The sequence below is a fragment of the Flavobacterium sp. W21_SRS_FM6 genome, assembly GCF_052119645.1.
Classification (GTDB): Bacteria; Pseudomonadota; Gammaproteobacteria; order Enterobacterales; family Alteromonadaceae; genus Paraglaciecola.
In genome coordinates this window covers 74,285-94,294 of the sequence record NZ_JBGQOM010000009.1, presented here as the reverse complement: position 1 = coordinate 94,294, position 20,010 = coordinate 74,285, and the positions used below count along the sequence as shown (strand labels likewise).

The 20,010-nt window shown below is 42.7% G+C and carries 14 protein-coding genes; 12 read left to right on the top strand and 2 right to left on the bottom strand.

Features of this window, described 5'->3' with window-relative positions; genetic code table 11:
- The first annotated feature begins 76 nt into the window (after nt 1-76).
- Complete coding sequence (locus ACEN2L_RS15235; protein WP_441744939.1) at nt 77-3,871, top strand: M4 family metallopeptidase; 3,795 nt, start codon at nt 77-79, stop codon at nt 3,869-3,871.
- A 75-nt stretch (nt 3,872-3,946) separates the two neighbouring features.
- A complete protein-coding gene (locus tag ACEN2L_RS15230) occupies nt 3,947-4,402 on the top strand; it encodes a hypothetical protein (RefSeq protein ID WP_441744937.1) in 456 nt (151 codons plus the stop codon).
- A 36-nt stretch (nt 4,403-4,438) separates the two neighbouring features.
- Here ACEN2L_RS15230 and ACEN2L_RS15225 read toward each other — a convergent pair whose 3' ends face one another.
- Nucleotides 4,439-5,296 (bottom strand): DNA ligase, encoded by an 858-nt coding sequence (locus ACEN2L_RS15225; protein ID WP_441744935.1) that lies wholly within the window; start codon nt 5,294-5,296, stop codon nt 4,439-4,441.
- Between the two features lie 180 nt (nt 5,297-5,476).
- On the opposite strand from ACEN2L_RS15225, the gene ACEN2L_RS15220 reads away from it, so the two are divergent.
- The 3 genes from ACEN2L_RS15220 (at nt 5,477) to ACEN2L_RS15210 (ending at nt 9,254) form a co-directional block, all read left to right on the top strand.
- On the top strand, nt 5,477-6,277 hold the full coding sequence (locus ACEN2L_RS15220) for a hypothetical protein (protein ID WP_441744933.1): 801 nt from the start codon (nt 5,477-5,479) through the stop codon (nt 6,275-6,277).
- A 9-nt stretch (nt 6,278-6,286) separates the two neighbouring features.
- Entirely contained in the window at nt 6,287-6,832 is a 546-nt protein-coding gene (locus ACEN2L_RS15215) for a hypothetical protein (protein ID WP_441744931.1), read from the top strand.
- 121 nt (nt 6,833-6,953) lie between these two features.
- Nucleotides 6,954-9,254 carry a S9 family peptidase gene (locus tag ACEN2L_RS15210; RefSeq protein WP_441744930.1) on the top strand — a complete coding sequence of 767 codons (2,301 nt, stop codon included), beginning with the start codon at nt 6,954-6,956 and terminating at the stop codon, nt 9,252-9,254.
- A 54-nt stretch (nt 9,255-9,308) separates the two neighbouring features.
- Here ACEN2L_RS15210 and ACEN2L_RS15205 read toward each other — a convergent pair whose 3' ends face one another.
- The gene (locus tag ACEN2L_RS15205) at nt 9,309-10,610 is read right to left on the bottom strand and encodes a sigma-54 interaction domain-containing protein (RefSeq protein ID WP_441744928.1); all 1,302 of its coding nucleotides are present in this window, start codon (nt 10,608-10,610) and stop codon (nt 9,309-9,311) included.
- Nucleotides 10,611-10,850: 240 nt separating this feature from the next.
- On the opposite strand from ACEN2L_RS15205, the gene ACEN2L_RS15200 reads away from it, so the two are divergent.
- The 7 genes from ACEN2L_RS15200 (at nt 10,851) to ACEN2L_RS15170 (ending at nt 19,942) form a co-directional block, all read left to right on the top strand.
- Nucleotides 10,851-12,134: an NAD(P)/FAD-dependent oxidoreductase gene (locus tag ACEN2L_RS15200; protein ID WP_441744926.1), complete on the top strand. Its 1,284-nt coding sequence runs from the start codon at nt 10,851-10,853 to the stop codon at nt 12,132-12,134.
- A gap of 279 nt (nt 12,135-12,413) precedes the next feature.
- The gene (locus ACEN2L_RS15195; RefSeq protein ID WP_441744924.1) at nt 12,414-13,817 is read left to right on the top strand and encodes a cytochrome ubiquinol oxidase subunit I; all 1,404 of its coding nucleotides are present in this window, start codon (nt 12,414-12,416) and stop codon (nt 13,815-13,817) included.
- On the top strand, nt 13,817-14,818 hold the full coding sequence (gene cydB / locus ACEN2L_RS15190) for a cytochrome d ubiquinol oxidase subunit II (RefSeq protein WP_441744923.1): 1,002 nt from the start codon (nt 13,817-13,819) through the stop codon (nt 14,816-14,818). Before ACEN2L_RS15195 ends, cydB begins: the two co-directional genes overlap by 1 nt.
- A 100-nt stretch (nt 14,819-14,918) precedes the next feature.
- Nucleotides 14,919-16,565 carry a thiol reductant ABC exporter subunit CydD gene (gene cydD / locus ACEN2L_RS15185; RefSeq protein WP_441744921.1) on the top strand — a complete coding sequence of 549 codons (1,647 nt, stop codon included), beginning with the start codon at nt 14,919-14,921 and terminating at the stop codon, nt 16,563-16,565.
- On the top strand, nt 16,555-18,285 hold the full coding sequence (locus tag ACEN2L_RS15180; protein WP_441744919.1) for an amino acid ABC transporter ATP-binding/permease protein: 1,731 nt from the start codon (nt 16,555-16,557) through the stop codon (nt 18,283-18,285). Before cydD ends, ACEN2L_RS15180 begins: the two co-directional genes overlap by 11 nt.
- 150 nt (nt 18,286-18,435) lie before the next feature.
- On the top strand, nt 18,436-19,302 hold the full coding sequence (locus tag ACEN2L_RS15175; protein ID WP_441744917.1) for an MBL fold metallo-hydrolase: 867 nt from the start codon (nt 18,436-18,438) through the stop codon (nt 19,300-19,302).
- 58 nt (nt 19,303-19,360) lie between these two features.
- Nucleotides 19,361-19,942: a Tll0287-like domain-containing protein gene (locus ACEN2L_RS15170; RefSeq protein ID WP_441744915.1), complete on the top strand. Its 582-nt coding sequence runs from the start codon at nt 19,361-19,363 to the stop codon at nt 19,940-19,942.
- Nucleotides 19,943-20,010: the final 68 nt, after the last annotated feature.

Below are 20,010 nucleotides of genomic sequence, written 5' to 3'. Positions count from 1 at the left end.
TTGATATTGTCTAATGAAAGTCTGTCATACTTTTTTTAAACCACACGAGTATGTCAGTAAACACAAGGAAATTCACATGCGATATGTTAGTAAACTTGTAGTACTTATTTCAGCCATTTTAAATACGAATACAGCTATTGGTCAAACCACCAAAGGGACTGAAAAGCTGCTGACAGACACCGCTGGTAGAGCACAAATCAGTATTGATAAACACTCAGGTAACGCTCGATTTATCAAACTTTCGCCCAATCCTCAACTAAGTAGTCTGCGATCAGGAAGTCCCGCCAAAGTTGATATTAACAATACTTCAATCGATTTCTTAAAAACCTACGGCAGTGCATTTGGAATACAAAATGTCGATTCTGAATTGGTTATTGTCGGTTCTAAACAACATAAAACGGGTATTCAACATAGTATTTTTAAACAAACCTATAAAGGTTTGCCGGTGTTTGGCGGTGAAATTCGGACCCACTTTAATAGCAATGATGAAATGATAGCGGCCAACGGCACATTTTTATCGGATATTAAAGCCCCGACTACACCGACATTGAGCGAACCATTAGCGAGAAAAATCGCTATTCAACAGGTTGAAAGAGATCCCACCATACAGCTCAATGCTGAAACATTAAAAAATGCCGGAAATAAAGAAGAAAAACGATTAAAAGGCGTTAATCTTAAAGCAAGTCAGCTTACCTTAATGGTTTTCAGAGCAGGGCTACTAAAAGGGGCTCCTGGCGCAGACCACTTAGTCTATGAAGTAGAAGTTACTAATAATGCAGGCAGTGTAAGAGAGTTTGTTTATGTTGATGCTCTTTCTGGTTCAATTATAGACCACATTACCGGTATTCATGATGCATTAAACAGAAGAGCCTATGACGCAGAAGGCGCATCTCACCCTGGTCCAAATTATCCTGCTTCGCCATACTGGGTAGAAGGTGACCCCCTTCCCACGCCTATAGTTGAAGCTAACAACATGATTTACGCTTCAGCTGAAACCTTTGACTTTTTCTTTAATGCTTACGGACGTAATTCTTTTGACAATGCTGGCGCTACCATGGATGCAATTTTTAATAGAGGTGATCAGTGCCCAAATGCTTCTTGGAACGGCGTTTACATTTCGTTTTGTCCGGGTTTAACCAGTGATGATGTCACCGCGCATGAGTGGGGTCACGCCTATACAGAATATACTAATAATTTAATATACCAGTGGCAGTCTGGCGCCCTTAATGAATCCTACTCTGATATCTGGGGAGAGACTGTTGATCGCATTAACGGACGGGATGATATTAGCGCTCCTGATACACCTCGTACTGCAGGAAGTTGCTCTGTCTATGGAGCGGGCTCTCCTAATATTGATGACAGTGTCAGATGGTTAATGGGCGAAGATACCACTGGATTTGGCGGTGCAATCCGTGATATGTGGACCCCTACCTGTTACGGCGATCCGGGTAAAGTCACTGATGCGGAATATTTCTGTAGCTCCGCAGACTCAGGTGGTGTGCATTCCAACTCAGGTGTTCCTAACCATGCCTATGCATTAATGGTAGATGGTGGCTCATATAACGGATACTCCGGTTCAGGACTCGGCTTAACAAAATCTGCCCACATCCATTGGGCCGCACAAAATATTTTAACAAGCTCAAGCAACTTTGCTGATCATGCTGATGCATTAGAAACAGCATGTAATGTCCTTGTTGGTACTGACCTAAGTGACTTGTTAAATGGGCAGCCTACAGGTGAAATAATTTCGACGGCTAATTGTCAAGAAGTAGTTGAAATTATTGATGCCGTCGAACTACGTACACCTCCAGCTCAGTGCGGATTTGAGCCTATCCTTGCTACGAATGCGCCAGCCCTATGTGACAATTTAGGCACAGTACAAACGTTCTTTAGTGAAGATTTTGAAAGCAATAGTCTGCCTATTGGTTGGTCTGTAAGCCAACATGACGTTGCAAATGCTGGTACCTTTGACAGCCCCGGCTGGGAAATTGTTAGTGATTTACCTACAGGTAATTTAGGTAATTACGCTGCATTTGGACCCGATCTAGTGGTAGGCAACTGTGCAGATGATACTGAAGCTGGCGCTATTGCGTTGGATAGTCCAGTAATAGCACTTCCACTAAACGAAGTACCACATGCTGCATTCACCCATTGGGTAGCAACAGAAGCCGGTTGGGATGGTGGCAATCTCAAAATTAGTGTTAATGGCGGTCCATTCACCGTTGTGCCTAGCGAGGCCTATTCATTTAACGCTTATAACGGCGCCTTAAATCCCAGTGATAATCCCCTAGGAGGTGAAGAGGCCTTTACTGGCACAAATGAAGGCGGATTGACAGGTAGTTGGGGACAATCACAAGTTGATCTATATGGTTTAGCCTTACCTGGAGATAATATTCAGCTTCGTTTTGATCTTGGCACGGACGGCTGTAACGGTGTGAAAGGTTGGTATATCGATGATGTACAAGCCTATTCATGTTCAGCCGAATTACCCCCAGTATGTGGTGACGGTGAACTTGCTCTTGGCGAAATGTGTGACGACGGCAACTCTGCAAGTGGCGATGGTTGCTCTAGTAGTTGCCAAGTAGAAAGTGGCTTTGTCTGTACAAGCCCTCAGGGACCAACTGACAGTACTAATATTGTGGCAGACTGGAGCTTTGAAGGTGGCGTACCTAACGCTGATTGGTTGGCAAGTTCAAGTTTCACAGGTGTTGCAGGCTTCCCATTATGTGGTCCAGGTAATAGTTGTCCCGCAGCATCTTTGGCAGCAAGCGGTAGCTGGCTAGTTTGGATTGGTGGATTGGCAGACGGAGTAACAAGTAGTGTTGCGCAAGAATTTACCATCCCTGCAGCTGCCACTGAGCTTACAGTCAAAACATGGCGTGGACTATGTGGTACGCCTGGAGAGTCGATACAAATTACCATTGATGGAATAGAAATAGGTTCCGTAGAGTGTGACAATGTCGACAATAATTTTGTCGAAAACACATTCTCTATTGCACCTTTTAATGATGGGCAGAGTCATACGCTTGAAATTGGAGGCAGTGTTGGGGGGATAAACGGCAATACTAATTTCTTTATTGATGATGTAGTTATTCAAGATAATACCGCAAAACCAGGAAGTCCAAGCGTTTGTACTGCGGTAATTACCGATATCGCGTGTAACACAGCTCCTTTGGGTTTTGATCAAGGTATCCCAGCTACTTGGAATGTTGTAGACAATGAGGGTTCAGGTATTGAGTGGACAAACATTGATGCATCAGGCATTGGGGGTAACTACACTGGCGGAACTGGCAACGCAGCTTCTGTTTCAAGTGACGCACTTCCTGGGGAATACAACACAGAGCTTCATAGTAACTCATTTAGCCTTGTAGGTTGGACGACGGCACAAGTAGAGTATTTGGTGAACTATCAGAACTACTCTGCTGCTGAATTACTTAATGTAGATATAACCATTGATGGAGGAAATACCTGGAGCACATTGTTGAGTTGGGTTGAGGATCATCCAACGGGTGGATTGTTTACCTCTCCCGGGGAAGCCGTTTCTTTAGATTTATCAGCCTACATAGGTGAAGAAAATGTCCAATTACGCTGGCATTATTTTAATCCCAATACAGGCGATTGGGATTGGTATGCACAAGTAGACGACGTTTCTTTGGTATGCGACGATCAGCCTCAGGCTCTTCAATGTGATATTAATGAAGATGGTTTTGTTGATATTAACGATATCAGGCTAATCGCTGGTGCTAGAAATCAACCAGCGGAACCAGGTGATCCGCGAGACAATGATGGAAATGGAATCATTAATGCTTCTGATGCTCGTCAGTGTACATTACTGTGCTCATCTCCACGTTGTGCGCCACAAGCGCCCTAATCAGTAAGCCACTCAGTTAGTAACCCAAGAAGCTCGGCAAAATCCGAGCTTCTTTTTATTTAGGAGAAAATACTAATGATAAAGTTTTGGTTTTTATTGGTCGCTGTACTAGCGGGATTAATTGGCTGTAGTTCTGATCTTAAAGAAGAAACAAGTACGCTAAAACTTCCAAGTGAATCAGTTGAAAGTCCCTTAGTTTTGGCTAAACAAGGTGTACAGCAAACCATAGATTTAAGAGCCAATGATGCTAGGCAATTTCAAGATATAACGCTGCAATTGCTGTCAATAGAAGACTCGCGATGTCCAACTGGCGTTACATGTATTTGGGCGGGACAACTCATTGTAAAAATTAAATTATCCGACCTTCACGGAAATATTGAAGAGATAGAATTAATACGCAAACGTGAGCCGGAAACCGTTTCAGCTTTAGGCTTGAGCTTGCTTCTTTTGGGTGTAGAACCTCATCCCAAAAAAGATAAAATCATAGAATTCTCTAATCAAGTTGCTCGCATTCAGATAACAAAAAACTAATACTGTTATCTTGTGTTGGCGAGCTGTTTTTATATTTTATTCCGTAGCTTTAACTCTTAAAAAACTCGCGAAACGGGGCACGCCTTTTGCGGTTAAGCCATAGTATTTAAAGGTGATGTAAGCACCTAGCGGCGGTGGATTTTGCCGCTCCACGTCCGAAAAACCACTACCGATTTTAAATTGTAAACCGTCGTCTAACTCCACTAACAAGGCGCCCATCATATAGTGATATTTACCTTTACCAGGTAAGTGAGCAATCACCTTTGCTTCTGCATCTTGATATTTTTTGAGTTTTAATAAAGCTTGACTGCGGCCATCTTGATAATACGCATCTTGGTGATGCAGCATCAGACCTTCTGCGCCCAGCGCAACGACTTCGTCTAATTTAGCCAGTAAGGCCTGCTGGTTTGGCATTCTATAGTGAGGAATAACGCGCAAATATACGTTCTGGGTTTGTGCAACGATACTATTTAACTCAACTAAACGTTGAGTAAAGTGTTCTGTGGAGTCAGGTAAATCAAACAGCATATAGCGGATCCCTTGCCAATCGTCACTGGGAGTGTCACGCAAGACAATAGAAGCGGTTTTTTCAAAGCTTTGCCGAGCTAACCACAACTCACCGTCTAATGTTTTGTTTGGTAAATCGCCGATAAACCAATCAGGCGCATGAATAATATGTCCATTTCGACTGAACAAGTTATGACCGTCCCAGCGAGCACGAATGCCATCAAGCTTCTCGCTTACCCAATATTGTTCAACCTGAATATCTTGACGAAAGACCGTGGCTAGCTGTGTGTTTGAAGGTATTTCGCTGGCTGTGGCCGCTGCACTCGCCCTGATAGTAAGCCCTACAACAAGAAAAAATATGATGATATAAGATGTTAACGCAGACATATTCTGTGAATTCCTTTTCTATGAATAGAGTAAGCGTAGTTGAGGATAACAGAATTTAAAGTTTACTTACTTTGTGGCCCTACCAATTTCATTTTGACCTCTTTGCCATTGTTGGTTTTTTAATCAATACATTTTGACTACACTTGAGTGTTAATTTAAACAAATGTAAGGATGCACAACATGACCGTTTCGGCAGGTAAAAAACCAGTGATTCTGGTGGTACATGGTGTACAGCTCGGTGAGGCTGTTGATTTACAACAAGACAATTACATTGAAGAGCTGGTGCAAAGCCGTTTAGCGGGCCATACCTTTGAATTTGACGTTGACCTTTATCGCTACGAAGATTTGAACGATGTGGCACAGCAAAAGTTAATACAGCTTAGTAAACTCATTATCCAATCTCCACTAAGTAGCATCTTGACCACCAGCGCCTTAGATGTTGTAGGTGATGTGGTGATTTCATTATCAAAAAATTCCACTGCGAATGCTATTAGAAGTAAGTTAAAAGAAAAAATATTATCGTACTTTGAGCAAGGTCATCCGCTATATCTAGTCGCCCATAGCTTGGGCACGGTATATAGCTTTGATGTGATCAACGAATTGATGCAAGAGCCTGAATATTTTAAACGAGATGATCCACTTAGCTGGCCAGTGCAAGGCATGCTGACCATCGGCTCGCCCTTAGGTTTAGACTTATTTAAACAAACAGGACGCAGCCAAGCGATGTTGATGGGCCTAGGCGAATATAACTTTAAATGGCTTAACTACTTTGATGTGAATGACCCGGTGGTGTCTGGCAATATCTTTGGCGTGGCACTGGCATCCACTCAAATAGCTGAACGCTTCAAGCAAGATATTCCAGACTTTGGTTGGTACATCCAAGATTATCCGGTGGTCACTGGACAAACCTGGTTATTGGCTCATACAGCTTACTGGCAGAATCCCATGGTCGGTGACGGCCTAGTTAGCATGATGGTTTAAGGGGCAACAATGAACATAAAATTAAGCAGCACTTTTTTGGTAATGGTATTCACCAGCGCTTGTACCAATCATCTTTATCAAGGCACCACCACTTATCAAGAAAACAACAAACAATGTGAAGCAATGGTGTATTGGTACGACATGAGCACCTTGTTTAGCGAGGGTGAAAAACCCAGCACAATAGTCATTCGCAACGCGAGTAACCCGCGTAGCTTCCAAATTTCACAAGACAACAAGCAAACAAACGATGACAAAATACACCTAGTTGAGTCAAAGAGTGATTACAGCAGAGTGATAGGTGAATCAAAGAGTGATTTTACTGATGTCGATTGTGGTTATTTTGCCGGTAAACAAGCTCATCAACAAGGTTTAAGCGCAGTAACCGAATTCTATTTATATTGTCAAAAAAAGGTTCATCCGGTTCGTGGCGGTGATACCAGCGGACTGCAAGCACGGGCTAATCCCTATGTTTTTAAGATGGCCGAGCCTATTTCAGCCTTTTCGTGGTGGGGTAAACTCCCCAATGTTGACGCCGTCAAATTAAACTGCCAGTAGAGTAGCGGATAAAAATGGGTTGTTTGTCTTAAGCTTAGGTGAACTCGCCGTATTGCCTGTTGTACCGCGTGAAACGAAAATGTAAGGTCGATTTTTATAATAGTAAATCACAGGCTTTTCGATGAACAGAGCGCAAAAAGCGTTGGGCATGCTGTTAGTATTATCTCTAGCAGCGTGCGGCTCAACGTCAACAAATCCAAGCAATTCAAACTCTCCAACCAAGTCACTCACTCTTGCTGATATTTACCAAAACAAAACCTATAGCACCAAACGTCTTGGTGCGGTCCGCTGGATGCAAGATGGCATCTCGTATACCGCCTTAGAAACCTCAGGCGAAAATGACAAAGCTCAAGATATTGTGCGTTATCAAGCCAATAGCGATAGTCGCGACATATTAGTGAGTGCCGCTACATTAACACCCACGGGTGCAGAAAAGCCCTTAAAAATTGATGACTATCAATGGAACAGCGATCAAAGCCAATTGCTAATTTATACCAACAGTCAAAAAGTATGGCGCAGTAACAGCCGAGGCGACTATTGGCTAGTAGATATGAAAAGCGCGACACTTATCCAGCTTGGTTTGGCACAAACTGAGACTGCTGAGGCAAGCATGATGTTTGCAAAATTTTCACCCGATGGAAAATCCGTTGCCTTTGTTCGTGATAACAACATTTACCTGCAATCGTTGAACGACTTAACCATCACACAACTGACCACCGACGGTAAAGCGCCGATCATTAATGGTATTTTTGATTGGGTGTACGAAGAAGAGTTTTCTATCGCAGATGGTTTTCGCTGGAGTCCTGATAGCAAACGCATCGCTTACTGGCAACTTGATACCAGCCCGGTAAAAGAATTTACGATGATCAATAACACTGATGCCTTATATCCGACTCTAACAGTATTCCCCTACCCCAAAGCCGGTGAAAAAAATGCAACCGTGCGTATTGGCGTGGTTACTGTTACCGACAGGCAAACCCAATGGGCTGATATTCCAAGTGATACCGATGATTTCTACATTCCCCGCATGAGCTGGGCAGGAAACAGTGATGAAATTGTGGTGCAAAAGGTCAACCGTTTGCAAAACCGCAATGAACATTATGTCGTTGATGTTAAAACTGGTCAGGCTAACAGCATGTTTGTTGATGAAGACCCCGCCTTTATTGAAGATTACTACGATGTAGAATGGCTTGAAGACAACCAGCACTTTTTAAAAGTCAGTGAGCGTGACGGTTGGCGGCATGTGTATTTAGTTAGCCGCAGCGGCCAAGACATTGTCAATCTTACCCCCGGTGACTTTGATATTGTAAGTATCAAACAAGTAGATGAAACAAGCGGTTGGCTTTACTTTACATCAGGCAAAGACAATGTCATCGAGCAATACCTGTATCGAGCAAAACTCGACGGCAGCGGCGTTATTGAGCGAGTCACCCCCCAAAAGTGGCAAGGAACAAATAATTATCAAATCTCACCGAATGGTCAATTTGCCTTGCAAACCTATTCAGCCTTCGACACCCCCACCCAATACCATGTAGTAAAGTTGCCCGACCACACAACACTGCGCACCTTAATCGACAACAAAGAAACCAGCCAAGCATTAAGTAACATCGCCATGAGCAAGGTTGAGTTTTTCCGGGTGCCCAGTTTTGACGGCACGGAGCTTGACGGCATGATCATGCGCCCTACTAATTTTGACCCTAAACGGAAATATCCTATTTTGTTTTATGTTTACGGCGAGCCAGCAGGTCAAACCGTTAAAAACAGCTGGGGACGCGGCCCCCTTTGGTATCAATACTTAAACGACCAAGGTTTTATTGTTGCCTCTATCGATAATCGCGGCACACGTTCGCCCCGAGGCCGTGACTGGCGCAAGCAAATCTACCGTAATATCGGCACCTTAGCCGCCAAAGATCAAGCCGCAGCGCTCGATGCGATGGCCAAACGTTGGAGGTATATAGACACCTCAAGAGTGGGTGTATGGGGGCACTCTGGCGGAGGCTCAATGACCTTAAACATGCTGTTTCGTTATCCTGAAAAATACCACGCTGGCATCGCAGCCGCCCCAGTACCGGATATTAGGTTATATGACACCATTTATCAGGAGCGTTACATGGGTTTACCAGATACCTATAAAATGGAAACTGGCCTGGATGCCTACGATCAAGCCTCGCCCATTGCTTTTGCAGAAAATCTGCAAGGTAAATTACTTCTGATCCACGGTACAGGTGATGACAATGTGCATTATCAAGGCTCTGAACGACTGATCAATAAACTGGTTGAGCACAACAAACAATTTGAGTTTATGAGCTACCCCAACCGTTCACATTCTTTACGTGAAGGTAAGGGCACGCAATTACATCAAATGACCATGATGGCTGAGTTCTTTAAGAAAAATTTACTCGATGCAAAATCAACTTATTAATGGTTTGTGGCCAGTTTACTGAGGGTAGACTGGCTTCATTGACCTTTTATTCAATTATATTTCGCTATTCAACTTTAAGCCGTAACGTTGTAGCTTTCGGTAGAGTGTGCGTGTACTCACGTTTAACATATCAGCTAGTTCTGCAGGCGTACCTTGAAAATTAATACACACACCTCGTAAATATTCACTCTCCACTTCATCCAATGATAAATAATGATTCACCTGCGGTAAGGGAGTTGTAGGTGAATTGAGCATGACCAAGTCACTGGCATGCACTACATCATCATCAGCCAATAAAGACGCATGCTCAATCACACTCTTCAGCTCGCGGATATTGCCCGGAAAAGCATAACTGCACATGCGCTCTAATGCTTTTGTTGAAAAGGTTTTATGCTGATATTCAGAATAACGTAAAAAGTGTTTGGTTAATTCAGGAATATCTTCCCGACGGTCCCTTAAGGGAGGTAATTGAATTGGAAATCCAGCAATTCGATAATATAAGTCACGTCTAAATTCGCCCCGCTCAACCATGGCAAGTAAGTTTTTATGAGTAGCACAGACTAATCGAAAGTCTGAGTACTTTAATTTGAGGCCGCCGACCGCTCTGAAAGATTGCGTCTCCAATAACCTAAGCAATTTTACCTGCATATTGAGAGGCACATCGCCAATCTCATCAAAAAACACAGTACCGCCATGGGCGATTTCAATCAGGCCTTTTTTACTGGTTGATGCCCCAGTAAATGCGCCTTTTTCATGGCCGAAAAGCTCGCTTTCAAAAAGATTTTCACTTAAACCTGTACATTCAATAACCACAAAAGATTTATCACTGCGCTTACTCGCGTCGTGCACAGCTTGCGCGACAAGTTCTTTACCTGTACCTGTTTCTCCTTGCAATAATACTGCAATATTAGAGGGCGCGGCACGATTAATTTGATTAAGTAGTGATTTGAATAATGGCGATTTACCAATCATTTTGTGCTGTTTTGACTCGGCAGAGGCGTAGTCAATTTTATTAAGCACTTCCAAAAAGCCAATAGTAATCCCGTCATCATCCAATACCGGTCTCATCAATATATCGCAATACGATTTGCCTTTTCCCGTTGAATGGATATGAACAACACTCGCTGCTCGGTGAGTATTAACGCACTCTTGCAAAGGACACGCTTCACCATGTTTGTCACAGGGCGAGGAATTTTGATGAGATATCTCAAAACATTTACTTTTGCCTACCTCAACTTCCACCTCATAAGTATCAAGATACCCTTGGTTTACTGCTTTTATTACATAATCTGGGGTAATAAAAATCGTAGGCTTATCGATGGCATTTATCATTGATTGAATTACAGAGGTTTCCATTCGCGCACTCTTCAGTTAGATAAACTCAACTTGATATCAGCGCCAAATCTGTCAGCACTCACATTCACGTTTGCCAAAAATGACATAAGTGATCCTACTAAACAAGAACGATTTTTTAGCGCATAAAATAAGCCATTGATTTTTATATTAAATTTAAGAAAATATCAGTTGGCATAGTTATTGTTAACAATATGTTCACATATAGACATTATTAACATGCTTATCTTCAGGGAGAATCCCATGGCGAAAATAGTTGTATTAGGCGCAGGGACAGGTGGTATGCCTGCCGCTTACGAAACCAAAGAATTACTGGGTAAAGATCACGAGGTCGTGATGGTCAATGAGCGGCCAATGTTTAGGTTTGTACCTTCTAATCCTTGGGTAGCGGTGGGTTGGCGAGAACCTGATGCCATAGTACTACCGATTGAAAAATACTTAGCGAAGAAGAAAATTGGATTCATTTGTGCCCGTGTTGACAAAATTGATGCTCAAAATAATCAATTGATTACCAATGAAAACCAAACCATCGATTATGATTACCTCATCATAGCGACTGGCCCTAAGTTAGCATTTAGCCATATTAAAGGCGCAGGTCCAGAAGGTTATACCCAATCAATTTGCACCTTAGACCATGCCCAGCAATGCAATATTGATTTTGAAGATTTGATGGCTAATCCAGGGCCTGCAATCGTCGGCGCATTTCAAGGAGCAAGCTGCTTTGGCCCCGCATACGAATATGCATTTATTCTTGATAAGGCCCTACGTGACGCCAAAATTCGTCACAAAGTCCCCATTCATTTCGTAACTTCCGAGCCGTATATTGGCCACATGGGCTTAGGTGGTGTGGGTGATTCAAAGTCCATGCTTGAATCTGAATTACGCCAGCGAGATATAAAATGGATCTGCAATGCGCAAGTTGACGAAATATTTGATGGAAAAATGCACATATCTGAACTTAATAGAAAACAGGAGACCGACTTTACTCATGAACTACTTTTTAAGCATGCTATGTTCATCCCACCATTTAGTGGGGTAGACGCAGTCGCAAATGTTGATGGTTTATGCAATGCAAAAGGCTTCGTGATCACTGACGAACACCAGCGTTCTACTAAATATCCAAATATTTTCTCCGGAGGTGTATGTGTGGCCATTCCCCCGGTAGAGGCAACACCTGTCCCCACAGGTACCCCAAAAACCGGATATATGATCGAAACCATGATGACCGCCATCGCTCATAATTTAAAATCGATTATTGTTGATGGGAAAGCGCCACACGCTAAGGGCACTTGGCATGCCATCTGTTTAGCAGATATGGGAGACACTGGAGCCGCTTTTGTCGCCATGCCGCAAATTCCACCACGTAACGTCGCATGGTTTAAAAAAGGCAAATGGGTGCATTTGGCTAAAATAGCCTTTGAAAAGTATTTTATGCGTAAGATGCGAACCGGCACCAGCGAACCAGTGTATGAAAAATATGTGCTCAAAGCGCTCGGTGTCGAAAGATTAGAAGACGATGGTAAATAATCGCAGTCTTACGTCATAATTGTCATAGCTATGACAATTATGACATAGTTATTAGCCCAATAGAGCTTTAAGTCCCGTATTCCCTCAGTAAAACCATGTGCTTAACTTGGCATAGTAAGTGCTATTCAGTTATTAGAAGACAACTAAAGTATGCTTGTGGCTTCGGCAACTCCGTTGGGGCAACTCCGTTGGGGCAACTCCATTGGGGCAACACAAAAAACACCTTAGGTTTTATACATTGGTTCGTTATTGGCATTTTACTGTTATTGGAGAATACACATGGATTTAGATCCACTCGTTCTGTCCAGAATTCAGTTCGCGTTTGTAGTGTGCTTTCACGCTATATTTCCGGTCTTCACCATCGGATTAGCGAGCACAATTGCTGGATTTGAAACCCTTTCATTTAAAACAAATAATCCTATTTGGCAGAAACTATCAAAATTCTGGATCCAAGTTTTTGCTGTTGTATTTGGCATGGGTGTAGTTTCAGGGATCGTAATGTCATTTCAGTTTGGTACAAATTGGAGTAATTTTTCCTACGCCACCGCAAACTTTCTTGGTCCAGTGTTAAGTTATGAGGTGATAACAGCCTTTTTTCTCGAAGCAGCTTTTTTAGGGGTCCTATTATTCGGCCGAGACAAAGTGCCGCAAGGGGTCCACTTATTTGCCGCCATCATGGTCGCAACAGGCACCTTTATTTCTTCGTTTTGGATTTTAGCTGCCAATTCTTTATTGCAAACCCCTGACGGCTTGGTTTTGGTAAAAGGGATGTACCATGTCGTTTCTTGGGCTGATGCCTTATTTAATCCCTCTTTTGCTTATCGTTTTGCTCACATGGCACTCGCATCATTTCTCACAGCCGCTTTTGTTGTCGCTGGTGTAAGTGCATGGTTTTTAATTCAAAAACGTGAAGTACAAGCAAATCGTAAGGCTTTGTCTGTTGCCCTATGGTTTTTACTTTTCTTGGCTCCACTCCAAGCGATTGTGGGTGACTTTCATGGCCTCAATACCCTGAAGCATCAACCCACTAAAGTAGCCGCTATGGAAGGAAACTGGGAGACAGGTAAAGGTGTGCCATTGCTGTTATTTGCTATTCCGGACAAAGAAAATCAAACCAATCACTTTGAGGTAAAAATTCCCAACATGGCCAGCTTCGTTTTAACTCATGATTGGGACGGAGAAGTACCAGGATTAAAAGATGTTCCAATTGAAGAACAACCTCCAGTATTTGCTGTTTTTTGGGCTTTTAGGGTCATGTTTGCTATGGGATTATTAATGATTGGCTTTGCTATTTGGGGACTGTTTTTACGCATAGGTGGTAAGTATTATCAGTCTACTATGTTTTTAAACGGTTTACGCTTAATGAGTTTGAGCCCCTTTTTCGCGGTACTCGCGGGCTGGATTGTTACTGAAACAGGTCGTGCACCATGGCTCATCTACCAACAAATGACCCATGCTCAAGGACTAACCCCCTCGTTGACCGGTGCTATGGCACTGTTCACTTTAATTGGTTATGTCATTGTTTATGCATTGGTCTTTAGTGCTGGCGTTTATTATTTGCTCAAGGTATTTCGTGGGGGTCTAGAAAAAGCCAATGCTCCACATGAATTAGACAGTATTGAACGCCCTTCAAGGCCTTTCTCAGCTGCCCACGCAAGTCTAGATGAAGAAGGAGAAAAATAATGGAACAACCTTTCGATTTAACCCTAATTTGGGCCGGTATTATTGGTTTTGGTATCATGATGTATGTCTTAATGGATGGTTTTGATTTAGGACAGGGCATACTGTTTCCCTTCGCGCCTAATGAACATACTCGTGATGTGATGATGAATTCGGTGGCGCCAGTTTGGGATGGTAATGAAACGTGGTTAGTCTTAGGTGGTGCAGGCCTTTTAGCTGCGTTTCCTCTGGTTTATTCGGTTTTTCTACCTGCTTTGTATATTGGCGTATTTTTACTTCTAGCGGGATTGATATTTCGGGGCGTTGCATTTGAATTTCGTTTCAAAGCTAAAACGTCGCGTTATTTATGGAACTGGGCTTTTGCAGGCGGTTCAACGGTCGCAGCCTTTGCGCAAGGTGCGGTGGTGGGCGCATATATCCAAGGATTTAAGACTGAAAACCTTGTTTACGTTGGAGGCGCATTAGACTGGCTCACGCCGTTTACCGTTATCACAGGAGCAGGTTTAGTTGCCGGTTATGCCCTACTGGGTAGTACTTGGTTGATTATGAAATCAGAGGGCGAGGTACAAGACTGGGCCTACAAACTCACACCCAGATTACTACTCGGTGTACTAGCGGTTTTTGCCATTGTCAGCGTTTACACCCCCTTTGTAGACCCCTTTGTAAAATCTCGATGGTTTGATAGCGTTAGTCTAATTTGGCTGCTACCTGCTTTAGCTATGTATTGTGCGTTTATTATTTTTAGATCGGTAAAAAAGCGCGATGAAGGGCTGCCTTTTGTTGCCACAATGGGGTTGTTCGTTTTTAGCTATTTGGCCCTGCTCGCTAGTAAATGGCCTTATATTGTGCCACCTAACTACACAATTTATGATGCGGCATCGGCACCAGAGTCTCAACTGTTTTTGCTCCTTGGTTTTTTGTTTGTCATTCCTATCGTGCTGGCATATACCGCTTGGACATATTGGGTATTTAGAGGCAAAGTAAAAGCAACCGGTTATCATTAATAAGATGGTAAAACGCGTTAAAACACAAACTAACTCGAGGCCTGCGAGCGGCCTTGAGTTTTTGCGAAGCCTTGCTAAACAACAAAGTAAAAAGCTCAGGTTGAGTGTTTTATTTGGCTTACTTTCAACGGTAGTCATGATAAGCCAATGGTTAAGTTTGGCGTATTTAGCTCACCAGATCATTATTCAACATCAGACACTCGATAAAAATTGGCCTGCTAGCTTAATACTATTGAGTAGTGTGTTGTTACGCCCTGTTTTTCTAAAGTTCAAAAATAACTATGCACAGACTGCAAGTTGGCTAATTCGCCAGCATATCCGAACCCTAGTGTTAGAACATTGGAAAATTAGTAGCCCTTTGATAAGTCACCATCATTCTCCAGCTGCAGCAGCCAGCCAATGGGTTGAAGAAGTCGAAGCAATGGATGGCTACTTTAGTCAATACTGGCCACAGCAAATGCTTGCCGTGTTAGCGCCGCTATTAATTATCCTCCCTGTTTTCTACTTAAATTGGTTATGTGGCATGTTACTTTTAATCAGCGCACCTTTAATTCCCCTATTTATGATCTTAGTGGGTCTGGGTGCTGAAAGCGTTAACCAAAAATACTTTGTAATGCGACAGCGTCTTGCTGGGCATTTTCTTGATAGGGTCAAACATCTAAGTACCATTAAGTTGTTTAACGCACATCAACCTGAAATAAATGACATCAAACAAAAAAGTGATGATTATCGCAAAGTCATTATGCAAACTTTAAAAATTGCCTTTTTATCATCAACGGTACTCGAGTTTTTTACGAGTGTAGCCATTGCAAGTGTGGCTATTTATATCGGTTTTTCGTTATTTGGTGCGATCACGTGGGGACCATCTACAGAATTAAGTTTGTTCAGTGGTTTTGCTATTTTGCTGCTTGCCCCTGAATTTTTTCAACCCTTGCGAAATCTCTCCCAATTTTATCATGACCGAGCTAGTGCCTTAGCCGCCAGCAATAATCTGGTTAACCTATTTAACATTTCATACAAAAGCACCAACAGGTTAACAGGTAAAATTGAAGAGCAAGTCGCTGTGCCGCCGGCTTACCTTCATTACCAAACACCCGAGCAAGGCCTAGCTCTTGTTGACCTTGTTATTGGACATCAACACGCTCTGCAAACCCCGCTAAATTTAACCTTGCAGCTTGGTGATATTGTGAGTGTTTCCGGCCCCTCAGGATGCGGGAAGTCAACTTTACTGAATACGCTTGCTGGTTATTTACCCCCAATAAATGGGCAGCTTTTTATACCTACTTTTGATGTTCATCGACCTCAAATTGCTTATCTTCCGCAACAAGCATGGTTGATTCAAGGCAGTGTGCTAAACAATATTGTATTATTTAATCCCGCTATCGACGAGGAGGAACTGAACACTGTTTTACAAGCCGTAAACTTATTAGAAGACATTAAACAACGCGATTTAGGGCTTTCTACTGAGATAAGCGAAGAGGGCTTAGGATTTTCAGGTGGTCAAAGTCAGCGCATTGCTTTACTTCGGCTCATGATGGCACCTACCGCGTTAATTATTATGGATGAACCCACTGCAAGTTTAGATACACAAAATCGCCAGCGTGTTATCGAACAAATCCAAAAATTGGCACAAAACGCCATCATTGTCGTGGCAACTCATGATCATGACATTTTCAACATTGCTAATCATCACGTAGTCTTAAAAGCACCTCTAGATGCAACTAAAGGTAGTAAAAATGTCGGTTAAAGCGCGGTACAGTTTAAAATACTGGACAATAAGAATTATTGGTTGGCAGCCGAAAAAGTTATTTTTAGGTACCATATTAGCTTTAGTGACAGCTTTAAGTGGTATCGCGCTATTGATGTTATCTGGCTGGTTTATTAGCGCATCAGCGATTACTGGCCTCGCTATCGCTGTAGGAATAATGGTTAAGCTGGATATTTATTTGCCTGGTTCAGGTATTCGTTTTTTTGCTTTATCGCGCACCATAGGGCGCTATGCCGAACGTCTATATAACCACAATTTGGTTTTATCCTTGATTGCACACTTGCGTCAACAACTCTTTGCAGGGCTTGTTCATCGGTCGAATAACGATTTTAAACATACTCCTAGCAGTGAATGGTTGAGCAAACTCACCGCAGATTTAGACAGCTTAGATAATATTCTCTTAAATATGCTCATTCCAACGGTGGTAGCACTATCTACTACCGTCATACTGGGTCTATTTATCGCATTATTTTGGCCCTTACTAGCCTTCTGGCTTACCTTGTGCCTAGTGTTTATCTGTCTGATGACTGCGTCTTTTATTATAAAATTAAGTAGCTTTAACAGTTATCAAACCGCGCATTTACTGAATGTTGCTCGAGGCCAAGCAATTGAGCATTTGCAAGGCCAACTTGTTTTGCAGTCAATGGGGGCAAACGACCTACACCAAAGGCACTTATTGGATACGATTGAGCAATTCGGTGAAATTCAGCGCCGACTCAACCATGGTGTACAAAATATTCAGTTAATGCACAGTCTGCTTTTGGGTATGACCATAGTTGCACTTAGCCTCTCGGCCTTCTGGGGCGTTGAGCAGGGATTTTTTGATGGACCTATTGCGATTTTGTTAATACTTGCTGCCGTTGGCATCGTTGAACTATTACAAAGTGTTCCTGCTCAATTTATCCAATGGGGCAAAACAACTTATGCTGCCGAACGCTTGTACCTTTTAGCTTCCCCCCCACAGCAGAAAAGCAATCAAGTACAACAATTGGCTAAAGCGTTATTACCCACCAAGCAAATCACGAGTCCCCTGCACCAAGTGCACTTATCAGTAAGCAATCACCCCTATATTCCTGCTAGTGTCGATGAGCCAATAGCTTTTACTATAAATAGCACAGACAAGCTTTTGATCATTGGAAAATCAGGACGAGGAAAATCTACACTCGGTGATCTCATAAGTGGTCAAGCCGACACATTGAACTCGACCACCACTCACTGCGAAATATTAGTCAATAACATCCCCTTACATACAGACAATATAAAAAGCTGGCAGCAATCACTTGGTTATTTAAGCCAGCAAAATTCCATACTCGCAGATACCTTGTACGCTAACCTAACCTTGGGACAACCTGAAGTTGGTCTGGCACAGATCCATGCTGCTCTCGATATTGTCGAACTCCGAGATTGGGCATTGTCATTACCCAAACAGCTCGATACTTGGTTAGGAGATACAGGTAATAAACTTTCTGGTGGGCAAGCCAGACGTATTTGCCTTGCCAGAGTTATTTTAAAGTCACCACAGTTTTTGTTGTTAGATGAGCCCTTTAATGGCGTAGACAGCAGCATGGCAGCTAGAATTTGGCAGAACCTTACACCTTGGTTGCAGGATAAATGTCTTGTATTAATGATGCATGAAAAACCACTATTTTGGACGCTGTCTGATAAGCAACAGTATCCCGTCAACATCCTCAGCATTTAAATATTTGTCGTTTTTTATCTGTTTAATTTCTATCTAAATGCGTGCTTCGCTTGCCCACAATAGCAATGCAAAACCTAGGGAAGCGAGTTGGCAAGCCTTTTGCGTTGTTAAACTTATAACGCGATGACGATAATTATGGGCGGCAACTTTATGAGCAAGATCAAGGTAGATGCGTTCTTTGATAATGACACCAATACGGTTACTTACATCGTGATTGACGTGGCCTCACAGCATTGTGCCATTATTGATCCAGTACTCGACTATCATGCAAATTCTGGCCGAACGACCACTGACTCTGCTGACAAAATTGTCAGCCATATTGACAAATTTGGCTATAAAGTAGAATGGATCCTAGAAACTCACGCTCATGCCGATCATCTCACAGCGGCGCCGTATCTGAAAGCGCAGCTAGGCGGCAATATTGGCATTGGAGAGCATATAATAAGGGTACAAAATACCTTTAAGGAGCTGTTTAATTTATCAGATGAGTTCGTGCCCGATGGAAATCAGTTTGATCATCTTTTTAGCGATGATGAAAAAATCAGAGTGGGCCATCTTGATATGCGTGTTATCCATACTCCAGGTCATACACCTGCATGTGTTTCTTACTTAATCGAGGATGTTGCATTTGTAGGCGACACATTATTTATGCCGGATTACGGCACAGCACGGGCAGACTTTCCAAATGGCAGTGCTAAGCGCCTTTATCATTCAATTCAAAAGTTATTAAGCCTACCTGATGCCACCCGCATCTTTGTTGGCCACGACTATTTACCAACAGGGCGCAGTGAGTACATGTGGCAAACATCTGTGCTTGAACAAAAACGTCAAAACATCCATGTACACGAAGGTATTGGCCTAGAAGACTTTGTCGCCATGCGTGAAAAAAGAGACGCGGGCTTAGACGTGCCCAAGCTCTTATTGCCTGCGATTCAGATAAATATTAGAGGTGGGCAGCTTCCCTCTCCGGAAGCCAATGGTCAGCGATACTTAAAAATACCGCTAAATCTAATGTGAATACTTCGAACTATTAGCTTCAAACAATTAGTTTCAACAATATTTAATGGGGAGCCTTATGAAAATAAAAATTAGAAACATTCTGCTATTGCTGATAACGGCCAACTTGCACCACCAAGTCAACGCGCAGTCAAAGGTCGACGATAATGTGCAACAAGCCAGATTATTGGTGACAACATTTGCAAACGAGCTTAAATCAGAACTTAGCAGCGCCATGTTAGCCGGAGGACCAATAAACGGGTTAGAGGTCTGTAAACTCAGAGCTGAGCCAATCGCCCGAGAAGTTACAGGGTCGTCAGCTTGGCACGTCGCTCGAACGTCTAGCAAGGTTCGTAATCTGAATAATACGCCAGAACCATGGGAGTTAAACATACTCCAGCAGTTTGAAAAGCGCCTCGCAGAAGGTGAAGACATCAACAAATTGGAATATTCAGGTATGCAGGTAGTGAAAGGGGAAATGGTATTTCGCTACGTAAAAGCAATACCAACAGGTGGTGTTTGTTTGGCTTGTCATGGCAGAAATGTTGATAGTGCTGTAAGTCAAAAAATTACGGAATTGTATCCAAACGACCAAGCTACTGGTTTCAGTTTGGGTGATATTCGTGGCGTTTTTTCACTCTCTAAAACGGTTGATAATTAGGACCTTATGAAAAAATCTGTCGCATTACCCTCTGCCAATAATCATGCTGAAATTTTAGGCTTTTCTAA